Here is an 18,133-nt window from a genome sequence, read left to right as displayed (position 1 = left end):
TCAGAACTCCTGCTTGGGCAGTCGTTCGACCAGGGCATCCCACGCAATCTCGAGCTCCGGCATCGTCTGCAGTCGGGTGGTCTCTTTGAGCTCAAAGATGTCCGGTCTGCCGTAGGCGCCATCCCGCAGGGTGTAGATGGTGAGCGTGCGGTCGTTGGGGTGGACAAGCCAGTATTCGGGGACCCTCGCGCGTTCGTAGATGCGCCGTTTGACGACCTGGTCGTGAGCTGCGGTAGAGGGTGAGAGCACTTCGGCGACCCAGTCCGGTGCGCCGCGAACACCGCGGCGGTCGAGTTTGCCGGGGTCGCAGACGATGATGACATCCGGCTGGACGACCGTGTCGATGTCTTCGTTGGCTTCGTCGCCGCGCGGCAGGCGGACGTCAACCGGGGCGATGAAGGGGCGGCAGGGCTTGCCTTCGAGTTGCTGTCGAATCTGGTAGAACAGCTCGCCTACGATATCCTGATGATCGAGATTTGGCGCAGGTGCCATCATGACGGCCTGGCCGTCGATGAGCTCGTAGCGAACGTCGTCCGGCCAGGTCAGGTACTCGCTGTAGGTGTGGTGTTGGTGGTCTCGCAATGGCAGTCCCATTCTGGTCTCTCTGTTGCTTGAAGCGAGCGATTCGCGGTTTGTGCCGTTTAACGCTCTATCAGGCCTCGCCACTACCTGTAGGAGCGGCGTGAGCCGCGAACATCGGCGCAGGATTGACGTTCTGTGCCCAGGTTCTGCGCTGCTTCGCGGCTTACGCCGCTCCTACAAGTGGTAATTCCGGCTCGCAAGCTGCTTGATTATCGCATTCGTTTGGCGAGTATGGGCGCGTGCTACCATCCGCGCCATGTTGTCGGACCTGACTTATTGAAAATGGCTTCTCGAAAAGCCCCCGCCGATTCATCCCTGAAGATCTACCTCCGCCTGCTCTCCTATGTCCGACCGTTCATCGGTTGGTTCGCGATCAGCATGCTTGGTTTCGTCATCTTCGCGTCGACCAAGCCGATGATGGCGGCGATGCTCAAGTATTTCGTCGACGGGCTCACCGATCCGGATGCTGCGGTATTGCAGGGCGTACCCTTGCTCGACGGGATGGATCTCAGTTTCGGGGTGCCGCTGATGCTGGTGGCGATCGCGGCTTGGCAGGGTGTGGGTTCCTACCTCGGCAATTACTATATCGCGCGGGTGTCGATGGGGCTGATCGACAGCCTGCGGCGTGCCTTGTTCGACAACCTGCTGCGCTTGCCGAACAGCTATTTCGACAATACCAACTCCGGCCATCTGGTCTCCAGAATCACCTACAACGTCACCATGGTGACCGGCGCGGCCACGGATGCGATCAAGACCGTGGTGCGAGAGGGGCTGACGATCGTCTTCCTGTTCGCTTACCTGCTGTGGATGAACTGGAAGCTCACGCTGGTGATGGTCTTGATCCTGCCACTGATCGGCTTGATGGTGCAGAGCGCGAGTCGTAAGTTCCGCAAGCAGAGTCGGAAGATCCAGGCGACGATGGGCGACGTCACCCATGTCGCGTCCGAGACCATCCAGGGCTATCGGGTGGTGCGCAGTTTCGGTGGGGAAGCATACGAGACCAAGAGGTTCCGCGAGGCGAGCGTTGACAATATGAATAAGCAGCTGCGGATGTTCAAGACGTCTGCAGTGTTCACGCCCTCATTGCAGTTCGTCACCTTCAGCGCGATGTCGGTGCTGCTCGGTCTGGTGTTGCTGCTGCGGGGTGATGCCACTGCGGGAGATCTGGTCGCTTACATCACGGCCGCGGGTTTGTTGCCCAAGCCAATCCGGCAACTCTCGGAAGTCAGCTCTACAATCCAAAAGGGGCTGGCGGGGGCAGAGAGCATTTTCGAGCAACTCGATACGCCGCACGAGCGCGATGACGGCAAGCGCGAAATCAGTCGCGTGAGCGGCCGAATCGACTTCCGAAATCTGAGCTTCGCGTACCCGGGGGCCGAGCGCAAAGTGCTGGACGATGTGAATTTCACCGCCGAACCAGGTCAGATGATCGCACTGGTCGGCCGCTCAGGCAGCGGCAAGTCGACGCTGGCCAACCTGATCCCACGTTTCTATCAGCATTCGGAAGGCGAGATCCTGCTCGACGGGGTGTCGATCGCCGACTTCAGTCTTCGCAACCTGCGCCGTCACATTGCCCTGGTGACACAACAGGTAACGCTTTTCAATGACACGATCGCCAACAACATCGCCTACGGAGACCTCGCTGGTGCGCCGCGCGAGGCGATCGAACGGGCCGCGGAGGCTGCGTTTGCGCGAGAGTTCATCGACCGTCTGCCGCAGGGGTTCGATACCCTTGTGGGCGAGAATGGGGTGTTGCTCTCAGGTGGTCAGCGCCAGCGTCTGGCGATCGCGCGGGCCTTGCTGAAGGATGCTCCGATCCTAATTCTGGATGAAGCGACTTCAGCGCTCGACACCGAATCCGAGCGTCACATCCAGGCGGCGCTAGACCGGGTGATGGAAGGCCGGACCACGCTGGTGATCGCTCACCGTCTGAGCACCATCGAGAAGGCCGACATGATTCTGGTGATGGATCAGGGGCGCATCGTCGAGCGTGGGACGCATGCCGAGCTGCTTGGCTTGAATGGGCACTACGCCAGATTGCACGCAATGCAGTTCGAGGACGTTTAGTGCTGCCCAAGCAGGAAGTCGTGATCAAGCCAGTCGCGTTCGGAAGGGATATTTTCCATACGTTGCAAGTTGCGTTTGCGCCAGAATTTGCTGAGTGGTTTGCGGTGGAAGCGGATGTCCGAAATATCGATCAGACCGAGGTCACCATCCGGGGTCAGTACGATGTTGTTGAGATGTAGGGATCGAAAGTAAATCCCTTCGTCGTGCAACGTTTGCACCAGCCGGTTGAATGCCGCTTTCAGCGCGATCTTCGAGTCCTCGCCCAGCCCTTGGGCGTTGAGTGCTCGCAATGTTCTTCCCGGCAGTGCTTCGTAATGGACCGCGTCTCTTTGGATCTCCGGGACGCGGAGTAATTCGATGACCTTGGGGCAGGGTATCCCCCGCTGCTCGAGCGTTTTCGAGTTGTTCGCAAATCGTTCGGCGTATGGATACCACCAGGCAGAGGAAATGAGCCGTTTGCGACGAAAGAGTTTGAGATAGTTGCCGTTCGGGCGAAGCAGAACTTTCTCGCCGTGCCAGCCTTTCTCGATGACTCTGGAGCCTCTCTTGAGTATCTCGAAGTCTTGAAGGCTCAGTCTTCTCATGAGGATTCTCCTACGGAAGCCTGGGGAGATTGCGCTCAAGCCATCTTACGAGCGGGCTATCGTCGGGCCAGTTTGCTATCAATCGGTCTCGATCCTTTTCCCAGGCTCGGTTCAAGCCGACCAAGCTGGTGTGTGGGGTCATGGCGTCAAGATCGATCAGGTAGATTCGATCGTTGTGCCACAGCAGGTTGGTGGCCTTGAGGTCGCCATGGGTGATTCTAGCGGCGGAAAGAGCCTTGAATAGGTCGATCAATGCATTGCCGACTGTGGAGTCGGGTGGAGCCGCCGGGTCGAGGTATTCCCTCAGATTCTGCCCCGGGCAGTCTTCCGTGACCAGCCACGCGCGTCCGCGCAGCGGGCCGAAACGGCGCTCGACGATGGCGAGAGGGCGAGGTGTTGCGATACCCAGAGCCTGGAGCCGGTGAGCCGCCAGCCATGAATGCCAGCCGCGGGTCGGGCGCCACGCACGCGACAGCGCGTGGATCACTCCCTTGATGTTGTAGCGCTTCACCACCCAGACGGCGCTACCGATTCGGATGCGGGAAACTGTTGCGGTATTGCCCTGTTTGAGCGGTTGGCCCTCCGCCATGCAGCGATCAGGGTCGTCGATCACTGGACTTAGCCTTGCCTCTTCATCGCGCGCGACGATCTGCAGGCTGGAGAAACGCCGCCGTGCAACGTATCGGCTACAGCTGCGCCCCGCCTTGTCCAGATAGTCGTGGATGCGTTTATCGCGAGCTTGTTGAATCGCGGCGTCGAGCGCGCGGGGGTCGTCGGTCAAGGTCGGGTTGGCCCGCCGGTATTTCTCCAGCAAGCGAACGGGCTCCAGAGTCCACGCCAGCGGAAACTGAACGATGAGCAGGGCCAGGTTTGCCCTTGCCTTGGAATCAGCGAGATGGGTAAGGGGTTCGCCGCTCACAGCGTCACCATCGACCAGCATCATGCGTCCGTCCGCGTTCAGGAAGTTGCCGGGGTGCAAATCGTTATGTATTAGCCCCGCGGCGTGCAACTGTCCGACGAGGGCGAAGCAGGGGGCGAGCAAGGTGGCTACTCGGTCGTCCTGCGAACAGGTTCCAGCCAGCTCGCGTATCTGCTCTGCCATGGTCGTCGCGCCGTCGATGAATCGGGTGAGAATCAAGTAACCACCATCCGACAGTTCTTCGGCAGCGATGATCTCCGGGGTTGCAACGCCAGCCTTGTTAAGCGCCCGGATGCCGGAGGCCTCTCTCTCCCAATGCCGCCTTGCGTTGTTGCCAAAGAAGAGCTTGGCTAGTGCCCGACCGTCCGCACCACGGGCCTCACCGACAACGCGCTTGCCGGGCAGGTGTCGAAGTACAGATACAAAAGAGATGGTGCTCCCGTCTGGGCGCCGGATTGCAAACGGCAGCGGAGGGGGGGCTTCCAGCACCTTCAGGGTGGGTGCATTGAGCAGTCTGATGTTCGAGGTGAGTGAGATGTCGCTCACAAACCCAGCCTCTTTCTCAGCGCCCGCCGACCATGGGCGCGCTCGACCGCGCGAGCCCAGCGCTTGCCTTCCGGTGTGAGCCGATCCGTCTCCAGGTAGGCGAGGAGGAAACGCAGGCGCTGGGTGCGTCTGAACACCAGCTTTGCCGATTTGTCGAGACTGGCCAGATCCTTCACCGCGCGATAACGCAGCAACCACGCAGGCCAGTGCATACCGCTCGGACAGTCGATCAGGTAGACGCGCTTGTCGTCCTCGCGGAAGAGAAGGTTGCGCCAGTGAAGGTCATTGTGCGCGAAGCCATTGTTGTGCATTTTCTGGGCAATCCGCGCGACCTGCCTGATGCACTGATTGACCCATCCGGACTGCGACATTCGTGGATCGCGAGACTTGGCGAGCTGTGCCAGATCGGTTGTGTTCGGGATCTCTTCAGTAACCAGTGCGCCACGCACGAAGCGGCCAAAATGTCTCTCCAGCCCGTGTGCGACCACCCGCGCGGTAGGTATTTCCCAGTTCGCGAAGGCGAGCAGGTTCTCCCATTCCGCACGGATCCGCGGGCGGCCAAGCCAGTAGCGCAGCGGGTCTTTTGCCGGGCGGGTGTAGCGCTTCACGTAGTAGCGGGTGCCGTCGACCGTCACCTTGAGTACGCGGCTGAGTGGATCCTTGGTGATGAACTCGCCTTCAAGCGCGAAGACCGCCTCCAGCGAGCCGAACGCGCGCATCTCGGAGGGGCGAGCATCTGCGGAGAGCGTCCAGCGCTCGCTCATCGTTGCAGATCCGGTCGGTGGGCGAACTTGCGCTCGAAGCGCTCGGCGAGACGGATCGATTCGCGTTGGAGGTAGGCGAGGGTCGAGGCCTCGTCACGCAGGACGATGCGCAGCGGTTGGCGGAAGTAAGTACGGATGAAGCGCAATCGGTCGCGCGTCGTGAGACCGATCTTTAGCGCCGAGAAGTACAGCGCCGCAAGATCCTTGTCGCGCCAGCGCGGGGGGGGTGCCTTCCGGATCTGAACGCGATGGAGGTCGATAATTGCGAGTCGCAGCTCACCCGGGGTCGGCTCTGGCTTGGTGCGCAAGAGGAAATGACAAAGGTAAAAGTCACGGTGGTTCAGACCGTTGCGGTGCATGGTGCTCGCGATATCCGCGACCGCGCGAATCAGGGCGTGCTTCAGGGCGGGGGCAGGCGGATTCTGTGCCCACTCGCGAGTGTAGCTATCCAGGTCTATGGCAGGTTCGATGGCTTCGGTGACGAGGAAGGATTCCCGGTAAGCCCAACCACTTCCGCGCTCACCATAGGCCAAAGCGTTCATCGTCGGTACGCCGAGTGCGTGACAGGCTTCGATGGCGCGCCATTCGTCTCCGGCACCCAGCACCGGCCGCCGCCCACGAAGGACTTCTCCGACTATGCGTCCCCAGCCGATGCCTTTCTGCCACTTGAGGTAGTAGCCGCAATCATCCAGTTCGAAGCGCAAGGTGCGCCTTCCCTCGACGTCGCGTCGGATCTGATCCGCATTCGCGCCGGCCGCCAGCCTGGCGGCGTGGTCGAATGGGTCACCTGCGGACCACTTCCCGTCGAACGGCGGGCGCAGTACCACCGCTCTCATGCGAGCGCGCCCCCGACAATGATGTCTGCCGCGCGCTCGGGCATGTCGTAGATGTCGGCGGTCTTGCCGAAGGCAATGCCATTGCTCGACCATCTTGCCCGTGCATCGTCGTCTGCCAGCATGGATGCCAGGGACCGGTCCAGTGTTTCCTGTTCGAACGGAGCGCTCGGGATGACGATGCCGGCATCCGCTTCGCTGACGAAGCGGGCAAAGCCGCAGATGGCGGTGACAAGCACCGGGAGTCCGGCGACCATGGCTTCCAGCAGCACGTTGCCGGTGTTCTCGTTGTAGGCGGGGTGAATCAGGATGTCGGATCCGAGCAGGAAGTCGGGAATGTCGTCACGTCCCTTGAAGAAGGTGATGCGGTCGGCAATGTTGAGTTGCTGGGCCCTTCGAAGGTACGGGTCTGCCTTGTCCTGGCCGATGATGAACAAGCGGGTCCGTGCGCTTAGCGCCGGCGGCAGCGATGCGAGGGCGGTAAGGCTGCGATCGACGCCCTTGATTCGAAAGCCGGAGCCGATCTGCAACAGTAGTAGCTCGGACTGGCCGATACCCTGTGCCTCCCGGAACCGTTGGCGACGCTTGGTGGCATCCGGGGGCGCGCAGCGATCGCGGGAGATCCCCGGCGGCAGCATGTGAAAACGGTTCTCTGGTGTGCCGTAGTGCTTGATGAACATTGGCATTTGCACCGGCGACATCATCAGTATTTGCGTGCGTGATTCCGGTGAGAACACCGCGCGTTCATACTCCGAAAAGTGTCGGAAGCGAGAGCTGAAGCGATAAAAAGGGCCGCGCAGGCGCTCGGCCTTTTCCGCAAAGCAGGGATCCCCCGCGTAGTAAACATCGAGCCCGGGCATCTTGTTGAAGCCGACGACTCGGTCGACCGGACGCTGGGCCAGGTCGCGAGCAAGCCATGCAGAGAATCTTCTGTAGCGCCCAACGTTCGAGACAGCACGCACCGGCACGCGCACTAACTCGATGCCCTCGGGCACCTCGCCCTGCCACTCGAGGACATAGACCCTGACAGCGTGACCCCGAGCGAGGCATGCCTTGGCGATGCGCAGAAAGTTGCGCTGCATGCCGCCGAAGGGGAAGTACTTGTATAGAGCGAAGGCGAGGTCCATGGGGTCAGGCCTAGCTTTGTAGCATGCCGGTGAGCCGCTCCCACACCCGCTCCGGACTGAGGCGGGTGAAGCACAGGGGCTGCTCGGCGACCAGGTCGAAACGCTCGCGGTCGGACTCGGTGGGAGTGTAGGCGCATTGCTTCTTGAGGCAGGGTGCGCAGGGAAAGTCGGACGCGAGATGGGTTTGTTGCGCGCCCCAGGCACCGGTGAGGCCGGGGTGTGTGGCACCGAACAGGGAAATCGTGGGCACGTCGAGCGCGGCAGCGAGGTGCCCCAGGCCGGTGTCGACCGCAACACACGCGCGGGCGTTGGCGAGTTCCGCAGCGATGCCGGCAAGCGGCAGCTTGGGTAGTACAGTGGCAAGCGGAATGCCAGCGGCGATGCGCTCCGCGCGTTCGCGCTCGCCGTCGTTGCCCCAGGGCAGGCGCACCGCGACACCGGCGTCGGTGCAGCGCTGGGCGAGTTCGCGCCAGTAGCGTTCGGGCCAGTGCTTGGTGGTCCAGGTGGTGCCGTGGAGGAAGAGGACGCCTGACTTCACGTCGTTGCCGGCGTCTGCGCCTGCCAGCACCCGATCTCGATCCAGTCCGTAATCGCCGGATGCGTCGTCGGCTGGCACCGGGTAGCCTAGCGAGCGCGCGAACAGCTCGCGAAGGCGTGCAACCGCGTGCCGGCCCTTGGCGACGGGATGCGGGTCGGTGTAGAAGCGCCCTGCCAGTGGTTCGCGAGCGCAGTCACGGTTGAATCCATGCACCGGCACGGTGGCATAGCGGCACAGGATGGCGCTCTTGATGAGACCCTGAGCGTCGATGGTCAAGTCGTAACGCGCAGCCGTGAGTTGCTGGGTCATCTGGCGCCATTCGCCACTGAGCCAACTCCGGAGAACCGATTTGCGCCAGCGCCGGAGCGCGACCGGAATCACGCGGTCTACTGCGGGATGCCATGCCGGAATCTCGGCGAAGCTTTCCTCGACGACCCAGTCGAAGCGGATGCCCGGGATCGCGCGCGTCGCGTCAGTCACCGCCGGCAGGGTGTGGATGACGTCGCCCAGCGAGGAGGTTTTGATCAACAGGACGCGCATCGACTCAGGTCGTCACACCGAGTTGGTCGAGGGCCGCGAGCACGCGTTGCGGCGCGATCTCGGTGAGGCAGCGGGTGTGCCCGAGCGGACAGGTGCGTTTGAAGCACGGCGAGCACTCGATGCCGAGGTAGATGACATGGGCGCGGTCGGACAGCGGCGGCGTGTGTTGCGGCGTCGAGGAGCCGAAGATCGCGATCTGCGGCAGGTCGAGCGCGGCGGCGACGTGCATCAGGCCGGAATCGTTGGTGACCGCGGCGCGGCTCAGCGCGAGCAGATCGACCGCGTCGCCGAGCTCGGTGCGGCCGCACAGGTTGATGACATGCGCTTCCTGGTCCGACGCGATGATGTCGGCGGCTTCCTGGTCTTTGCCGGAGCCGAGAATCCAGACCTGAAAACCGCGCTCCACGAGCTCGGCCGCGAGGGAGGCAAAGTGCGGCAAGGGCCATTGCTTGGCGGGTCCGTACTCCGCACCGGGCATGAATGCTATGGCAGGCCGTTCCATCGACAGACCGAGCTTGTCCGGGAGTGTGCGCTGGTTGGCTGCATCGGCGACGAGCCGCGGCCACGGCAATGGATCGGGCAGTGGTTGGTTGATGCCTTTGCCGAGTGCTACGAAGCGTTGGACCGTCATCGGCAGGCGCCGCTTGCTCAGCATGCGCATGTCGTTGATCAGAAAGTAGCGCATCTCACCGCGAAAGCCTGTGCGCTGCGGGATGCCTGCGAACGCGGGGATCATGGCCGACTTGAGCGAGTTGGGCAGCACGATGGCCTGATCGTATCCCACGGTGCCGAGGCTCTGGCCCAGCTTCCAGCGCACGCCGAGTTCGAGTTTTCCGTGGCCGACCGGCATCACTACGCCGCGCGAGACTTCGGGCATGCGGGCGAGGATGGGCAGCGACCACTCGGGTGCGAGCACGTCGATCTCGCACGGGCCTGCAGCCTTGAGCACCTTGAACAGGCTTTGCGCCATCACCATGTCGCCGACCCAGGACGGGCCTACGATGAGAATGCGACGGGGCGCTTGTTGCGCCTCGGGCATGTCGTCGTCGAAATCGCGATCCTGGTTGGCTCTGCTGATCATGGGAAGGTTCGAGCTATTGCCTGCGGGCTCAACGGTTGGCCGCCAGCCACTCCATGTATTTGGGTACGCCGACTTCCACCGGCATGAACTGGCGGTCGTAGCCCGCGGCGCGCAGCGCGCTCATGTCGGCTTCGGTGAAGCTCTGATAACGACCCTTGAGTTGCTCCGGGAAGGGGATGTACTCGATCTCGCCCTGGCCGTGCCAGCCGATGGCGGCGCGGGCGACCTCGTTGAAGCTTTGCGCCCGTCCGGTTCCGACGTTGAAGATGCCGGACACTTTCGGGTTGTCGAGCAGCCACAGGTTTACCGCTACGACGTCGTCTACATGGATGAAGTCGCGACGCTGCTCGCCCGGGCCGTAGCCGTCGGAGCCTTCGAAGAGCTTGAGCTTGCCGGCCTCGCGCAGCTGGCCGTCAAAATGGAAGGCGACGCTGGCCATGCCGCCCTTGTGCTGTTCGCGCGGACCATAGACGTTGAAGTAGCGCAGGCCGGCGACCTGACTCCTGATACCGGCCAGAAGCGGGCGCAGGTGACAGTCGAACAGGAACTTGGAGTACGCATACATGTTGAGCGGCCGCTCGCACTCGCGGGCCTCGCGAAACTCAGGCCCCATGCCATACACCGACGCCGACGAGGCATAGAGGAAGGGCACGTCGTGCGCGACGCACCAAGCGAGCAAGGCCTTGGTGTAGGCAAAGTTCACCTGCATCACGTACTGGCCGTTCCACTCGGTAGTGGCCGAGCAGGCGCCCTGGTGAATCACCGCCTCGACCGGGCCGATGCCTTCGCCAGCCTCGATGCGGCGCAGAAATTCGTCCTTGTCCGCGTAGTCGCGGATGTCGGCGTCCGCAAGGTTGAGGCATTTACGGCCGTCGGTGAGGTCGTCCACCACCAGGATGTCGGTGATCCCCCGGGCATTGAGCCCCTTGACGATGTTGCTGCCGATGAAGCCGGCGCCGCCGGTGACGATGTACATGTGTTCTGCTCCTGTTGTCAGGCCTTGCCCAGCGCGTGGGCGAGTTCGTCGGCACTGACGGTTGCGGTGCCGAGCTTGCCGACGACGATGCCGGCTGCGATATTCGCCAGCGCGGTGGCTTCGGGCAGCTCCAGTCCGCACGCCAGCGCGGCGCCGAGCACGGCAACCACGGTGTCGCCGGCACCAGTCACGTCGAATACGTCCCGCGCCCGAGTCGGCAGGTTGAGCGGTGGCAGGCCGCGCTGCAGCAGCGTCATGCCGCGCTCGCTGCGGGTGATCAGCAGGGCTTCCAGTTCCAGGTGGGCGCGCAGGGCTTCGCCCTTTTCGACGACCGAATGCTCGTCGACGCAATGACCGACCACCGCCTCGAATTCGCTCATGTTAGGTGTGATGACGCTCGCCGCACGATAGCGCTCGAAGTCTGTACCTTTTGGGTCGACGATGACCGAGACGCTGTGTTCCCGAGCCGCGCCGATCAATGCGCGCGTGTCGGCGAGTGTGCCTTTGCCGTAATCCGAAAGCACTGCGGCACCTGCTCCCGGGAGGGCCTCGCGAAACGCGGCCTCGATGCCGGCGGATTCGCTCGCGGCGAAGGGGTCTTCGAAATCCAGACGGATCAGCTGCTGGTGGCGGCTGATGATGCGAAGCTTGGTGATCGTCGGATGTCGCGGCGCTTCGAGTAGCCGGCAGGCCACGCCACCATCGTGCAAGCGATGGCGCAGCAGGGTTGCGGCCTCATCATGCCCGACCAGTCCGACCAGTTCGGTTGCGGCACCGAGCGAGGCGGCGTTCAATGCCACGTTGCCAGCGCCTCCGGCGCGGAACTCGTCGTTCTCGACCTTGACGATGGGTACCGGTGCCTCCGGCGAAATCCGGTTGGTTGCGCCGTGCCAGTAGCGGTCTAGCATGACGTCGCCGACGACGATGACGCGGCCAGTGGAGAAGTCGGGGAGACTGGGAAGCATGGGGCGGGGGCTGGCGAAAACCCGAATTATCCCATGAAGTCTGCGTTAGCCGATGGGTTCGCGAGGTGGGTCGGACGATTGCACGAGATACGAAGCCGTTCGCACTCGATCGGTGTAACCGTGCAATAATAAAATTTACGAAAAAAAGGCGGCAAGGGGCCCTGCGAAAAGCTGGCGCCCCTTCGGAATCCTTGCCCAGAAGGCGCGTATTCCGCATGACCGGCCGAAAGGAGAACAGCGGGGGCAATGCTAGCGCTGTCCGCTTACAGCCAACTTACATCCTTGTATCCATGCGCATTCTTCTTACCGAAGATGACCCGGTCATCGCCGATGGGCTGAGTAGGGCGCTCAAACGTGGTGGTTATGCGGTCGACCACGTGATGTCCGGCGCAGATGCAGACGCTGCGCTCGCCACCCAGTCTTATGATCTGCTGATACTGGATCTCGGGCTTCCACGGCTTTCCGGTATCGAGGTGCTGAAGCGTCTGCGTGCGCGCAAGTCGGCATTGCCCGTACTCATTCTGACCGCCCAGGATGGGGTCGAGGACCGTGTTCGCGGGCTCGATGCCGGTGCCGACGACTACATGACCAAACCGTTTGCTTTGCCCGAGCTTGAAGCGCGCGTTCGAGCGCTGACCCGCAGGGGAACCGGGCAGCCTCGCTCGATCGAGGTGGGCAGTCTGTCCTATGATCAGGCTGACCGGGTGGTGCGCATCAACGGTGAAGTCGTCGATCTGTCGGCCCGCGAGGTCGGTTTGCTCGAGGTTTTCGTGTTGAGAGTGGGGCGCCTGGTGAGCAAGGACCAACTGGTCGATCATCTCTGCGGCTGGGGCGAGGAGGTGTCCAGCAATGCAATCGAGGTCTACGTACATCGCCTGCGCAAGAAGCTCGAAGACAGTGGGGTACGCATCGTGACTGTTCGCGGGCTTGGCTACTGCCTCGAAAACCCCGATGTTGCGCAGGCGTCGAAAGCCTGAACGGGGCGTTCAGCCCAAAGGCCGGGGGCAGCCGAATTCGCTGTTCGGTGAAATCCTTGACTGGATGCTCGCGCCACTGCTGTTTCTGTGGCCGATTTCGATCATCATCACCCACAACGTAGCGGACGGCATCGCCAATCAACCCTACGATCTTGCGCTCGCGGACAGCGCGCGGGCGCTCGGCCGCCTGATCAGCGTTCAGGATGATCGGGTCGCGGTGGATTTTCCTGCCCCGCCCAGGGCGTTGTTCCGGTCCGATCAGGACGACGTTCTCTACTATCAGGTGGTGACTTCCTCCGGCGAGCTCATCAGCGGCGACGCCGAGATCACGCGCGTCGAGCCGCCAGAGCAATGGGTTACCGAAAGCATTTTCTTCCGGGATGATTTTGTGCTCGGGGAGGATGTGCGCGTTGCCTACCAGTTCATCCGCCCGCTGCCGCCATCCGATGAGATCTTGCTGATTCAGGTGGCGGAAACCCGCAACAAGCGCAGCAACCTCGCGTCGCGGGTGGTTACCGGTGTCCTGTTGCCGCAGTTCGCCATTATCCCGCTCGCCGTGGTGCTGGTCTGGGTTGGTCTCACCAGGGGCATCGCGCCCCTCAACCGGCTGCAGAGTCTCATCCGCAGACGGCGACCCACCGATCTGTCGCCGATCACCCCCGCGAGTGTGCCCGAGGAGGTCAGGCCGCTGATCGTGTCGTTCAATGACATGATGGCGCGACTCGAGGAGAACCTGCAGTCGCAGCAGCGATTCATCGCAGACGCCGCGCACCAGATGCGCACGCCGCTCACCGGCCTGAAGATGCAGACCGAGCTGGCGCTGCAGGAGAGCGACCCGGAACAGTTGCGCCGCTCGCTCGAGCAAATCGCTGAGAGCGCCGATCGGGCGAGTCACCTGATCAACCAGTTGCTCTCACTGGCGCGAGCGGAGGCGACGTCGGAAAAGGTCTATGCGATCGAAACCATCGATCTTGATGCCGTCGTGCGCGAGGTGGCGCAGGAACTGTTCCCCGCAGCGCTGGTGAAAGACATCGATTTCGGCGTCGAATACAGCGGACATCAACTCATGGTCGAGGGCAATGGGGTGTTGTTGCGCGAGATGATCAAGAACCTCATCGATAACGCCATCAAGTACACGCCGCGAGGCGGCAGTGTTACAGCACGGGCTCGCGCCGCAGGGGCGATCATCTTCGAAGTCGAGGACACTGGCATCGGCATTCCCGAAAGTGACCGTGAACTGGTCTTCGAGCGTTTCTATCGGGTTCTCGGCAGCAGCGAAAGCGGCTCCGGCCTTGGTTTGCCGATCGTTCGGGAGATCGCTGATCTGCACGGTGCAACCGTAACCCTCAATGCCAACCCGGCGGGACACGGCACAATTGCACAAGTGGTCTTCGCGCGTAATCAGCCGACGTTGCTGCCGCCCCCTTCGCCGATGCGTGAAACCAGCACCAGTGACGCGGCACGATGGGCTGAGCAGCGCTAGCGCCAGTGCCTGCTCGATCTGGCTTACGGTATTTTTGCCAGCCGGGAGCATTCAGCCGCCAGGAGCATTGACTGCCCGGAATCTTCGGCTATAATGCCGCTTCTTTGGCCAGGTAGCTCAGTTGGTAGAGCAGCGGACTGAAAATCCGCGTGTCGGCAGTTCGATTCTGCCCCTGGCCACCAGCTTCAAACAGAAAGGGTCGGCATTTGCCGGCCCTTTTTGTTTGCTACACAGAAGTTTCGGTTCAAAGTGCTGATTTTGCTCAATTTTTGAATTGTTCGGCGGATGCTATAATCCACCGAAATCGCTCCAGTGTGCTCCTCGATGCAACTTTATGCCCTCGGTCTGAACCACCACACCGCGCCGCTCACGATACGTGAACGGCTGGCGTTTCAGCCTGAACGCATTGATGACGCCCTGCACGATCTGACGCGTGATCGTTCCGTGCGTGAGGCGGCGATTCTGTCTACCTGTAATCGCACCGAGCTCTACTTCGCCGGCGAAAAGCCGCAGGAAGCGGCTGACTGGCTGGCGGCGTTTCACCGCATGCCTTTGCCGGACGTGTCACCCTACCTCTACGCCTACCCGCAGCGCGACGCGATCAGACATGTCTTCCGCGTGGCGAGTGGGCTCGATTCCATGGTTCTTGGTGAGCCGCAGATCCTGGGTCAGGTCAAGGAGGCAGCCAAGCGCGCCGAAGAAGCCGGCACCATGGGCGTGTTGTTGCACAAGCTGTTCCAGAACACTTTCGCGGTGGCCAAGGAGGTGCGCTCCACGACGGCCATCGGTGCCAACATCGTCTCGATGGCGGCAGCCGCGGTGCACCTGGCGGAACGTATTTTCGAGCGTATCTCCGACCAGCGCGTGCTGTTCATCGGCGCCGGCGAGATGATTGACCTGTGCGCTGCGCATTTTGCGGGTGGCAAACCCCGCCTGATGGCGGTTGCCAACCGCACCGAGGCGCGCGCGCAGGTGCTGGCGAGTCGCTTCGATGCCGAGGTGATGCGGCTGGATCTGATCGGCGAAATGTTGCCGCGTTTCGATATCGTCGTCTCCTGTACGGCCGCGCCTTTGCCCATCGTCGGTCTCGGTATGGTCGAGCGGGCGATCAAGGCGCGCCGGCACCGTCCGATCGTGATGGTCGATCTGGCCGTTCCGCGCGACATCGAGCCCGAGGTCGGCAAGCTTGATGACGTCTTCCTGTATACGGTCGACGACCTTGCGCAACTGGTCGACGCCGGTATCGAGTCCCGACAGCAGGCAGTGGTCGAGGCCGAGCAGATCATCGACACGCGGGTGGACGGTTTTCTGCACTGGATCGAGGCGCGCGATGCAGTGCCCACGATTCGTGCATTGCGCGAGCATGCCGAGTCCTTGCGTGTGGCGGAGGTGCAGCGCGCGGCCAAGCTCCTGGCGCGGGGTGAGGATCCACAGGCAGTGCTCGATGCGCTTAGCCAGGGCCTCACCAAGAAACTGCTCCACGGACCGACTCGCTACCTGAACCAGAGCGAAGGCGACCAGCTGGCCGGCGCCAGCGATCTCGTCAAGCGCCTGTTCAACCTCGACCGTGGCGTGTAGCAGCCGGTGCCGGCCCCGCGGGCTCGGCGTTTGCGTCGTCATCGATAAACTCTCATGAAGCAAAGTATCCGCGACCGCCTGGAACAGCTTGTTCATCGTCTCGAGGAACTGGATCGCGAGCTTTCCTCTGAAGCGGTCGCACGCGACATGGATCGGTTTCGCTCGCTCGGACGTGAGCGGGTCGAGATCGAGCCGGTGGTTGGCTTGTATCGGGAGTTCGCGAAAGCCGCGTCCGACATCGCTGAAGCCGAAACCTTGCTCGACGATCCGGAGATGCGCGCGCTCGCGCAGGGCGAGATCGAGCAGGGAAGGACCCGATTGGAGCAGATCGAGCGCGACCTGCAGCGGGCCTTGCTGCCGCGGGACCCCGACGATCACCGCAATCTGTTTCTTGAGGTGCGTGCCGGCACCGGGGGTGACGAAGCCGCCTTGTTCGCAGCCGATTTGCTGCGCATGTACGCGCGCTATGCAGAGCGCCGTGGCTGGAAGCTCGAGATCGTGTCCGCCAATGAGTCCGATCTCGGCGGCTATCGCGAGGTGATCGCGCGGATCAACGGGCAGGACGCCTATTCACGACTCAAGTTCGAATCCGGTGGGCACAGGGTGCAGCGCATACCGGTGACTGAAACCCAGGGCCGCATCCATACTTCCGCCTGCACCGTGGCAGTCATGCCCGAGGCGGACGAGCTGGTCGACGTGGCGATCAATCCGGCTGACCTCAAGATCGACACCTTTCGCGCCAGCGGCGCCGGTGGGCAACACGTCAACAAGACCGACTCCGCGGTACGCATCACCCACCTGCCGAGCGGTATCGTCGTCGAATGTCAGGACGACCGTTCCCAGCACCGCAATCGCGCCCAGGCCATGTCGGTGCTTGCCGCGCGGCTGAACGACATTCAGGTACGCGAGCGCCAGGCCAGCGAAGCGGCCACGCGCAAGAGCCTGGTCGGCAGCGGCGACCGCTCGGAGCGGATCCGCACCTACAATTTCCCGCAGGGCAGGATGACCGATCATCGCATCAACCTCACCCTTTACAAGCTCGACGCGATCATGCAGGGCGAACTCGACGAGTTGATCGACGCACTGACCATTGAACACCAGGCGGCACAGCTCGCCGAACTGGTCGGCGACTGACATGACAATTTCACTTCTTCCGGATATAGCAGGCGCACTCGAATGGGCGCGAAAGCGCATCAATGCGGTTGATGCCCGGCTGTTGCTGCGCCACGTGCTTCAGTGTCCGGCATCGCGCCTGGTCGGCTTCCCCGAGTCTCGACTCGATCCAGCGCAGTGGTCTGAGTTCCGCGCGCTGGTCGAGCGCCGCGCCGCGGGTGAGCCGGTCGCCTATCTGGTCGGCGAGCGTGCTTTCTACGGTTACGACCTTGTCGTGACCCCCGCCGTACTCATTCCGCGACCGGATACCGAGCTACTGGTCGAGCTTGCGCTGGCGCATTTCGGTGACAAGCCCGGTGCGCGGGTGCTCGACCTCGGTACCGGCAGCGGCGCGCTGGCAGTGGCGCTCGCACTCGAGCTGCCGGGCGCCGAGGTGACTGCTGTCGACCGTTCGCGCGAGGCGCTGCTGGTTGCGATGGCGAATGCCGCACGGCTTGGAGCGAGTGTGTCATTCGTGCTCAGCGACTGGTTCTCCGCGCTGGAAGGGGATCGCTTCCAGCTTATCGTCGCCAACCCTCCGTACATCGCCGCCAGTGACCCCCATCTCGAACAGGGCGATCTGCGCTTCGAACCGCAAACTGCGCTGGCCTCCGGTCCCGAGGGATTGGACGATCTCGCGCAGATCGCGACCGAGGCGCCCCACCATCTCGAAGCCGGAGGCTGGTTGTTCATGGAGCACGGTTATGATCAGGCGTCGCGGGTGCGTTCGCTGCTGACTGATGCCGGTTTCGCTTCGATCGCATCGCACCGTGATCTCGCCGGCATCGAGCGGGTTACCGGTGGGCAGTGGCTTGCGCGGTGATCCGGTATTCTTGATGTGCACTATTGACTGGCATCGGCGCAGTCCCTAGAATTTCCCGACTATTTAACTCAGGTTTTCAAGGCCCCAACATGAACGTCCAGGAATTCATCCGCGAGCAGGTCACCACTCACCCCATCGTGCTCTTCATGAAGGGCACGCCGCAGTTCCCGCAGTGCGGCTTCTCCGCAGCGGTCGTTCAAGTCCTGAAGCAGTCCGGAGTCACTCAGGTGGCCGCCATGAATGTGCTCGAGAGCGACGAGCTACGCCAGGGCATCAAGGAGTACTCCAATTGGCCGACCATCCCGCAGCTCTACATCAATGGCGAGTTCGTTGGCGGCTGTGACATCGTCAAGGAGATGTTCGAGAATGGCGAACTGCAGCAGATGCTTGCCGATGCGGGTGTTGCCGGCGAGGCTTGATTCAAGGACGCGGCAGTCGGTCTCCGATTGCGGGGGCCGCCTGGCGTGAATCCGGTTTGACATTCGGGCGCCTCGAAAAACCTCGGCACCTCTGTGATTGGTAAAATTGGATTGTCCTGATTTCGTTCTCTGCCGCCAGCCATGAAGAAACGCACCGCCATCAAGACCGACCTGTTCGC

The 18,133-nt window shown here is 62.4% G+C and carries 17 protein-coding genes and 1 tRNA gene; 8 read left to right on the top strand and 10 right to left on the bottom strand.

The features are described 5' to 3' along the window. A complete protein-coding gene (locus GPA21_RS08895; protein ID WP_168987848.1) occupies positions 1 to 594 on the bottom strand; it encodes a Uma2 family endonuclease in 594 nt (197 codons plus the stop codon). A 270-nt stretch (positions 595 to 864) separates the two neighbouring features. On the opposite strand from GPA21_RS08895, the gene msbA reads away from it, so the two are divergent. Further along, complete coding sequence (msbA, locus tag GPA21_RS08890; protein ID WP_168987847.1) at positions 865 to 2,649, top strand: lipid A export permease/ATP-binding protein MsbA; 1,785 nt, start codon at positions 865 to 867, stop codon at positions 2,647 to 2,649. Here the strand turns inward: msbA and GPA21_RS08885 are convergent. Genes GPA21_RS08885 through rfaE1 form a run of 9 tightly spaced genes read right to left on the bottom strand, consistent with a single transcriptional unit; the run spans position 2,646 to position 11,522 of the window. Further along, positions 2,646 to 3,233 (bottom strand): lipopolysaccharide kinase InaA family protein, encoded by a 588-nt coding sequence (locus tag GPA21_RS08885; RefSeq protein ID WP_168987846.1) that lies wholly within the window; start codon positions 3,231 to 3,233, stop codon positions 2,646 to 2,648. The genes msbA and GPA21_RS08885 overlap by 4 nt on opposite strands. Before the next feature lie 10 nt (positions 3,234 to 3,243). Further along, complete coding sequence (locus GPA21_RS08880; RefSeq protein ID WP_168987845.1) at positions 3,244 to 4,698, bottom strand: lipopolysaccharide kinase InaA family protein; 1,455 nt, start codon at positions 4,696 to 4,698, stop codon at positions 3,244 to 3,246. Next, positions 4,695 to 5,462 (bottom strand): lipopolysaccharide kinase InaA family protein, encoded by a 768-nt coding sequence (locus tag GPA21_RS08875; RefSeq protein ID WP_168987844.1) that lies wholly within the window; start codon positions 5,460 to 5,462, stop codon positions 4,695 to 4,697. Before GPA21_RS08875 ends, GPA21_RS08880 begins: the two co-directional genes overlap by 4 nt. Continuing rightward, positions 5,459 to 6,298: a lipopolysaccharide core heptose(I) kinase RfaP gene (rfaP, locus tag GPA21_RS08870; RefSeq protein WP_168987843.1), complete on the bottom strand. Its 840-nt coding sequence runs from the start codon at positions 6,296 to 6,298 to the stop codon at positions 5,459 to 5,461. The genes GPA21_RS08875 and rfaP overlap by 4 nt, the downstream gene beginning before the upstream one ends. After that, positions 6,295 to 7,422 (bottom strand): glycosyltransferase family 4 protein, encoded by a 1,128-nt coding sequence (locus GPA21_RS08865; RefSeq protein WP_168987842.1) that lies wholly within the window; start codon positions 7,420 to 7,422, stop codon positions 6,295 to 6,297. The genes rfaP and GPA21_RS08865 overlap by 4 nt, the downstream gene beginning before the upstream one ends. A 10-nt stretch (positions 7,423 to 7,432) precedes the next feature. Next, complete coding sequence (waaC, locus tag GPA21_RS08860; protein ID WP_168987841.1) at positions 7,433 to 8,500, bottom strand: lipopolysaccharide heptosyltransferase I; 1,068 nt, start codon at positions 8,498 to 8,500, stop codon at positions 7,433 to 7,435. Between the two features lie 4 nt (positions 8,501 to 8,504). Next, positions 8,505 to 9,581 (bottom strand): lipopolysaccharide heptosyltransferase II, encoded by a 1,077-nt coding sequence (gene waaF / locus GPA21_RS08855; RefSeq protein WP_339379869.1) that lies wholly within the window; start codon positions 9,579 to 9,581, stop codon positions 8,505 to 8,507. 28 nt (positions 9,582 to 9,609) lie between these two features. Further along, a complete protein-coding gene (rfaD, locus tag GPA21_RS08850) occupies positions 9,610 to 10,557 on the bottom strand; it encodes an ADP-glyceromanno-heptose 6-epimerase (protein WP_168987840.1) in 948 nt (315 codons plus the stop codon). A 17-nt stretch (positions 10,558 to 10,574) separates the two neighbouring features. After that, the gene (gene rfaE1, locus GPA21_RS08845) at positions 10,575 to 11,522 is read right to left on the bottom strand and encodes a D-glycero-beta-D-manno-heptose-7-phosphate kinase (RefSeq protein WP_168987839.1); all 948 of its coding nucleotides are present in this window, start codon (positions 11,520 to 11,522) and stop codon (positions 10,575 to 10,577) included. A 290-nt stretch (positions 11,523 to 11,812) separates the two neighbouring features. On the opposite strand from rfaE1, the gene GPA21_RS08840 reads away from it, so the two are divergent. From GPA21_RS08840 to grxD, 7 genes are all read left to right on the top strand, one after another. Then, complete coding sequence (locus GPA21_RS08840; protein WP_168987838.1) at positions 11,813 to 12,499, top strand: response regulator transcription factor; 687 nt, start codon at positions 11,813 to 11,815, stop codon at positions 12,497 to 12,499. Further along, positions 12,474 to 13,982, top strand: coding sequence for a sensor histidine kinase (locus GPA21_RS08835; RefSeq protein ID WP_168987837.1), 1,509 nt, complete (start codon positions 12,474 to 12,476; stop codon positions 13,980 to 13,982). The genes GPA21_RS08840 and GPA21_RS08835 overlap by 26 nt, the downstream gene beginning before the upstream one ends. 106 nt (positions 13,983 to 14,088) lie before the next feature. Beyond that, positions 14,089 to 14,164: transfer RNA gene (locus tag GPA21_RS08830), tRNA-Phe, on the top strand. A gap of 142 nt (positions 14,165 to 14,306) precedes the next feature. Further along, positions 14,307 to 15,560: a glutamyl-tRNA reductase gene (gene hemA / locus GPA21_RS08825; RefSeq protein ID WP_168987836.1), complete on the top strand. Its 1,254-nt coding sequence runs from the start codon at positions 14,307 to 14,309 to the stop codon at positions 15,558 to 15,560. Between the two features lie 54 nt (positions 15,561 to 15,614). After that, positions 15,615 to 16,694 (top strand): peptide chain release factor 1, encoded by a 1,080-nt coding sequence (gene prfA / locus GPA21_RS08820; RefSeq protein ID WP_168987835.1) that lies wholly within the window; start codon positions 15,615 to 15,617, stop codon positions 16,692 to 16,694. A gap of 1 nt (position 16,695) precedes the next feature. Further along, the gene (gene prmC / locus GPA21_RS08815) at positions 16,696 to 17,535 is read left to right on the top strand and encodes a peptide chain release factor N(5)-glutamine methyltransferase (protein ID WP_168987834.1); all 840 of its coding nucleotides are present in this window, start codon (positions 16,696 to 16,698) and stop codon (positions 17,533 to 17,535) included. 89 nt (positions 17,536 to 17,624) lie between these two features. Continuing rightward, positions 17,625 to 17,954: a Grx4 family monothiol glutaredoxin gene (gene grxD / locus GPA21_RS08810; protein WP_168987833.1), complete on the top strand. Its 330-nt coding sequence runs from the start codon at positions 17,625 to 17,627 to the stop codon at positions 17,952 to 17,954. Positions 17,955 to 18,133: the final 179 nt, after the last annotated feature.

It is taken from the genome of Azoarcus taiwanensis, assembly GCF_012910885.1.
Classification (GTDB): Bacteria; Pseudomonadota; Gammaproteobacteria; order Burkholderiales; family Rhodocyclaceae; genus Azoarcus_F; species Azoarcus_F taiwanensis.
Note: the sequence above shows the minus strand (reverse complement) of the source record. Positions and strands in the feature narration are given on the sequence as shown.

Coding starts and splice junctions, on each gene's coding strand:
- GPA21_RS08895 (WP_168987848.1), bottom strand. CDS start 594: ATGGGACTGCCATTGCGAGACCACCAACACCACACCTACAGCGAGTAC.
- msbA (WP_168987847.1), top strand. CDS start 865: ATGGCTTCTCGAAAAGCCCCCGCCGATTCATCCCTGAAGATCTACCTC.
- GPA21_RS08885 (WP_168987846.1), bottom strand. CDS start 3,233: ATGAGAAGACTGAGCCTTCAAGACTTCGAGATACTCAAGAGAGGCTCC.
- GPA21_RS08875 (WP_168987844.1), bottom strand. CDS start 5,462: ATGAGCGAGCGCTGGACGCTCTCCGCAGATGCTCGCCCCTCCGAGATG.
- rfaP (WP_168987843.1), bottom strand. CDS start 6,298: ATGAGAGCGGTGGTACTGCGCCCGCCGTTCGACGGGAAGTGGTCCGCA.
- GPA21_RS08865 (WP_168987842.1), bottom strand. CDS start 7,422: ATGGACCTCGCCTTCGCTCTATACAAGTACTTCCCCTTCGGCGGCATG.
- waaC (WP_168987841.1), bottom strand. CDS start 8,500: ATGCGCGTCCTGTTGATCAAAACCTCCTCGCTGGGCGACGTCATCCAC.
- waaF (WP_339379869.1), bottom strand. CDS start 9,581: ATGATCAGCAGAGCCAACCAGGATCGCGATTTCGACGACGACATGCCC.
- rfaD (WP_168987840.1), bottom strand. CDS start 10,557: ATGTACATCGTCACCGGCGGCGCCGGCTTCATCGGCAGCAACATCGTC.
- rfaE1 (WP_168987839.1), bottom strand. CDS start 11,522: ATGCTTCCCAGTCTCCCCGACTTCTCCACTGGCCGCGTCATCGTCGTC.
- GPA21_RS08840 (WP_168987838.1), top strand. CDS start 11,813: ATGCGCATTCTTCTTACCGAAGATGACCCGGTCATCGCCGATGGGCTG.
- GPA21_RS08835 (WP_168987837.1), top strand. CDS start 12,474: ATGTTGCGCAGGCGTCGAAAGCCTGAACGGGGCGTTCAGCCCAAAGGC.
- hemA (WP_168987836.1), top strand. CDS start 14,307: ATGCAACTTTATGCCCTCGGTCTGAACCACCACACCGCGCCGCTCACG.
- prfA (WP_168987835.1), top strand. CDS start 15,615: ATGAAGCAAAGTATCCGCGACCGCCTGGAACAGCTTGTTCATCGTCTC.
- prmC (WP_168987834.1), top strand. CDS start 16,696: ATGACAATTTCACTTCTTCCGGATATAGCAGGCGCACTCGAATGGGCG.
- grxD (WP_168987833.1), top strand. CDS start 17,625: ATGAACGTCCAGGAATTCATCCGCGAGCAGGTCACCACTCACCCCATC.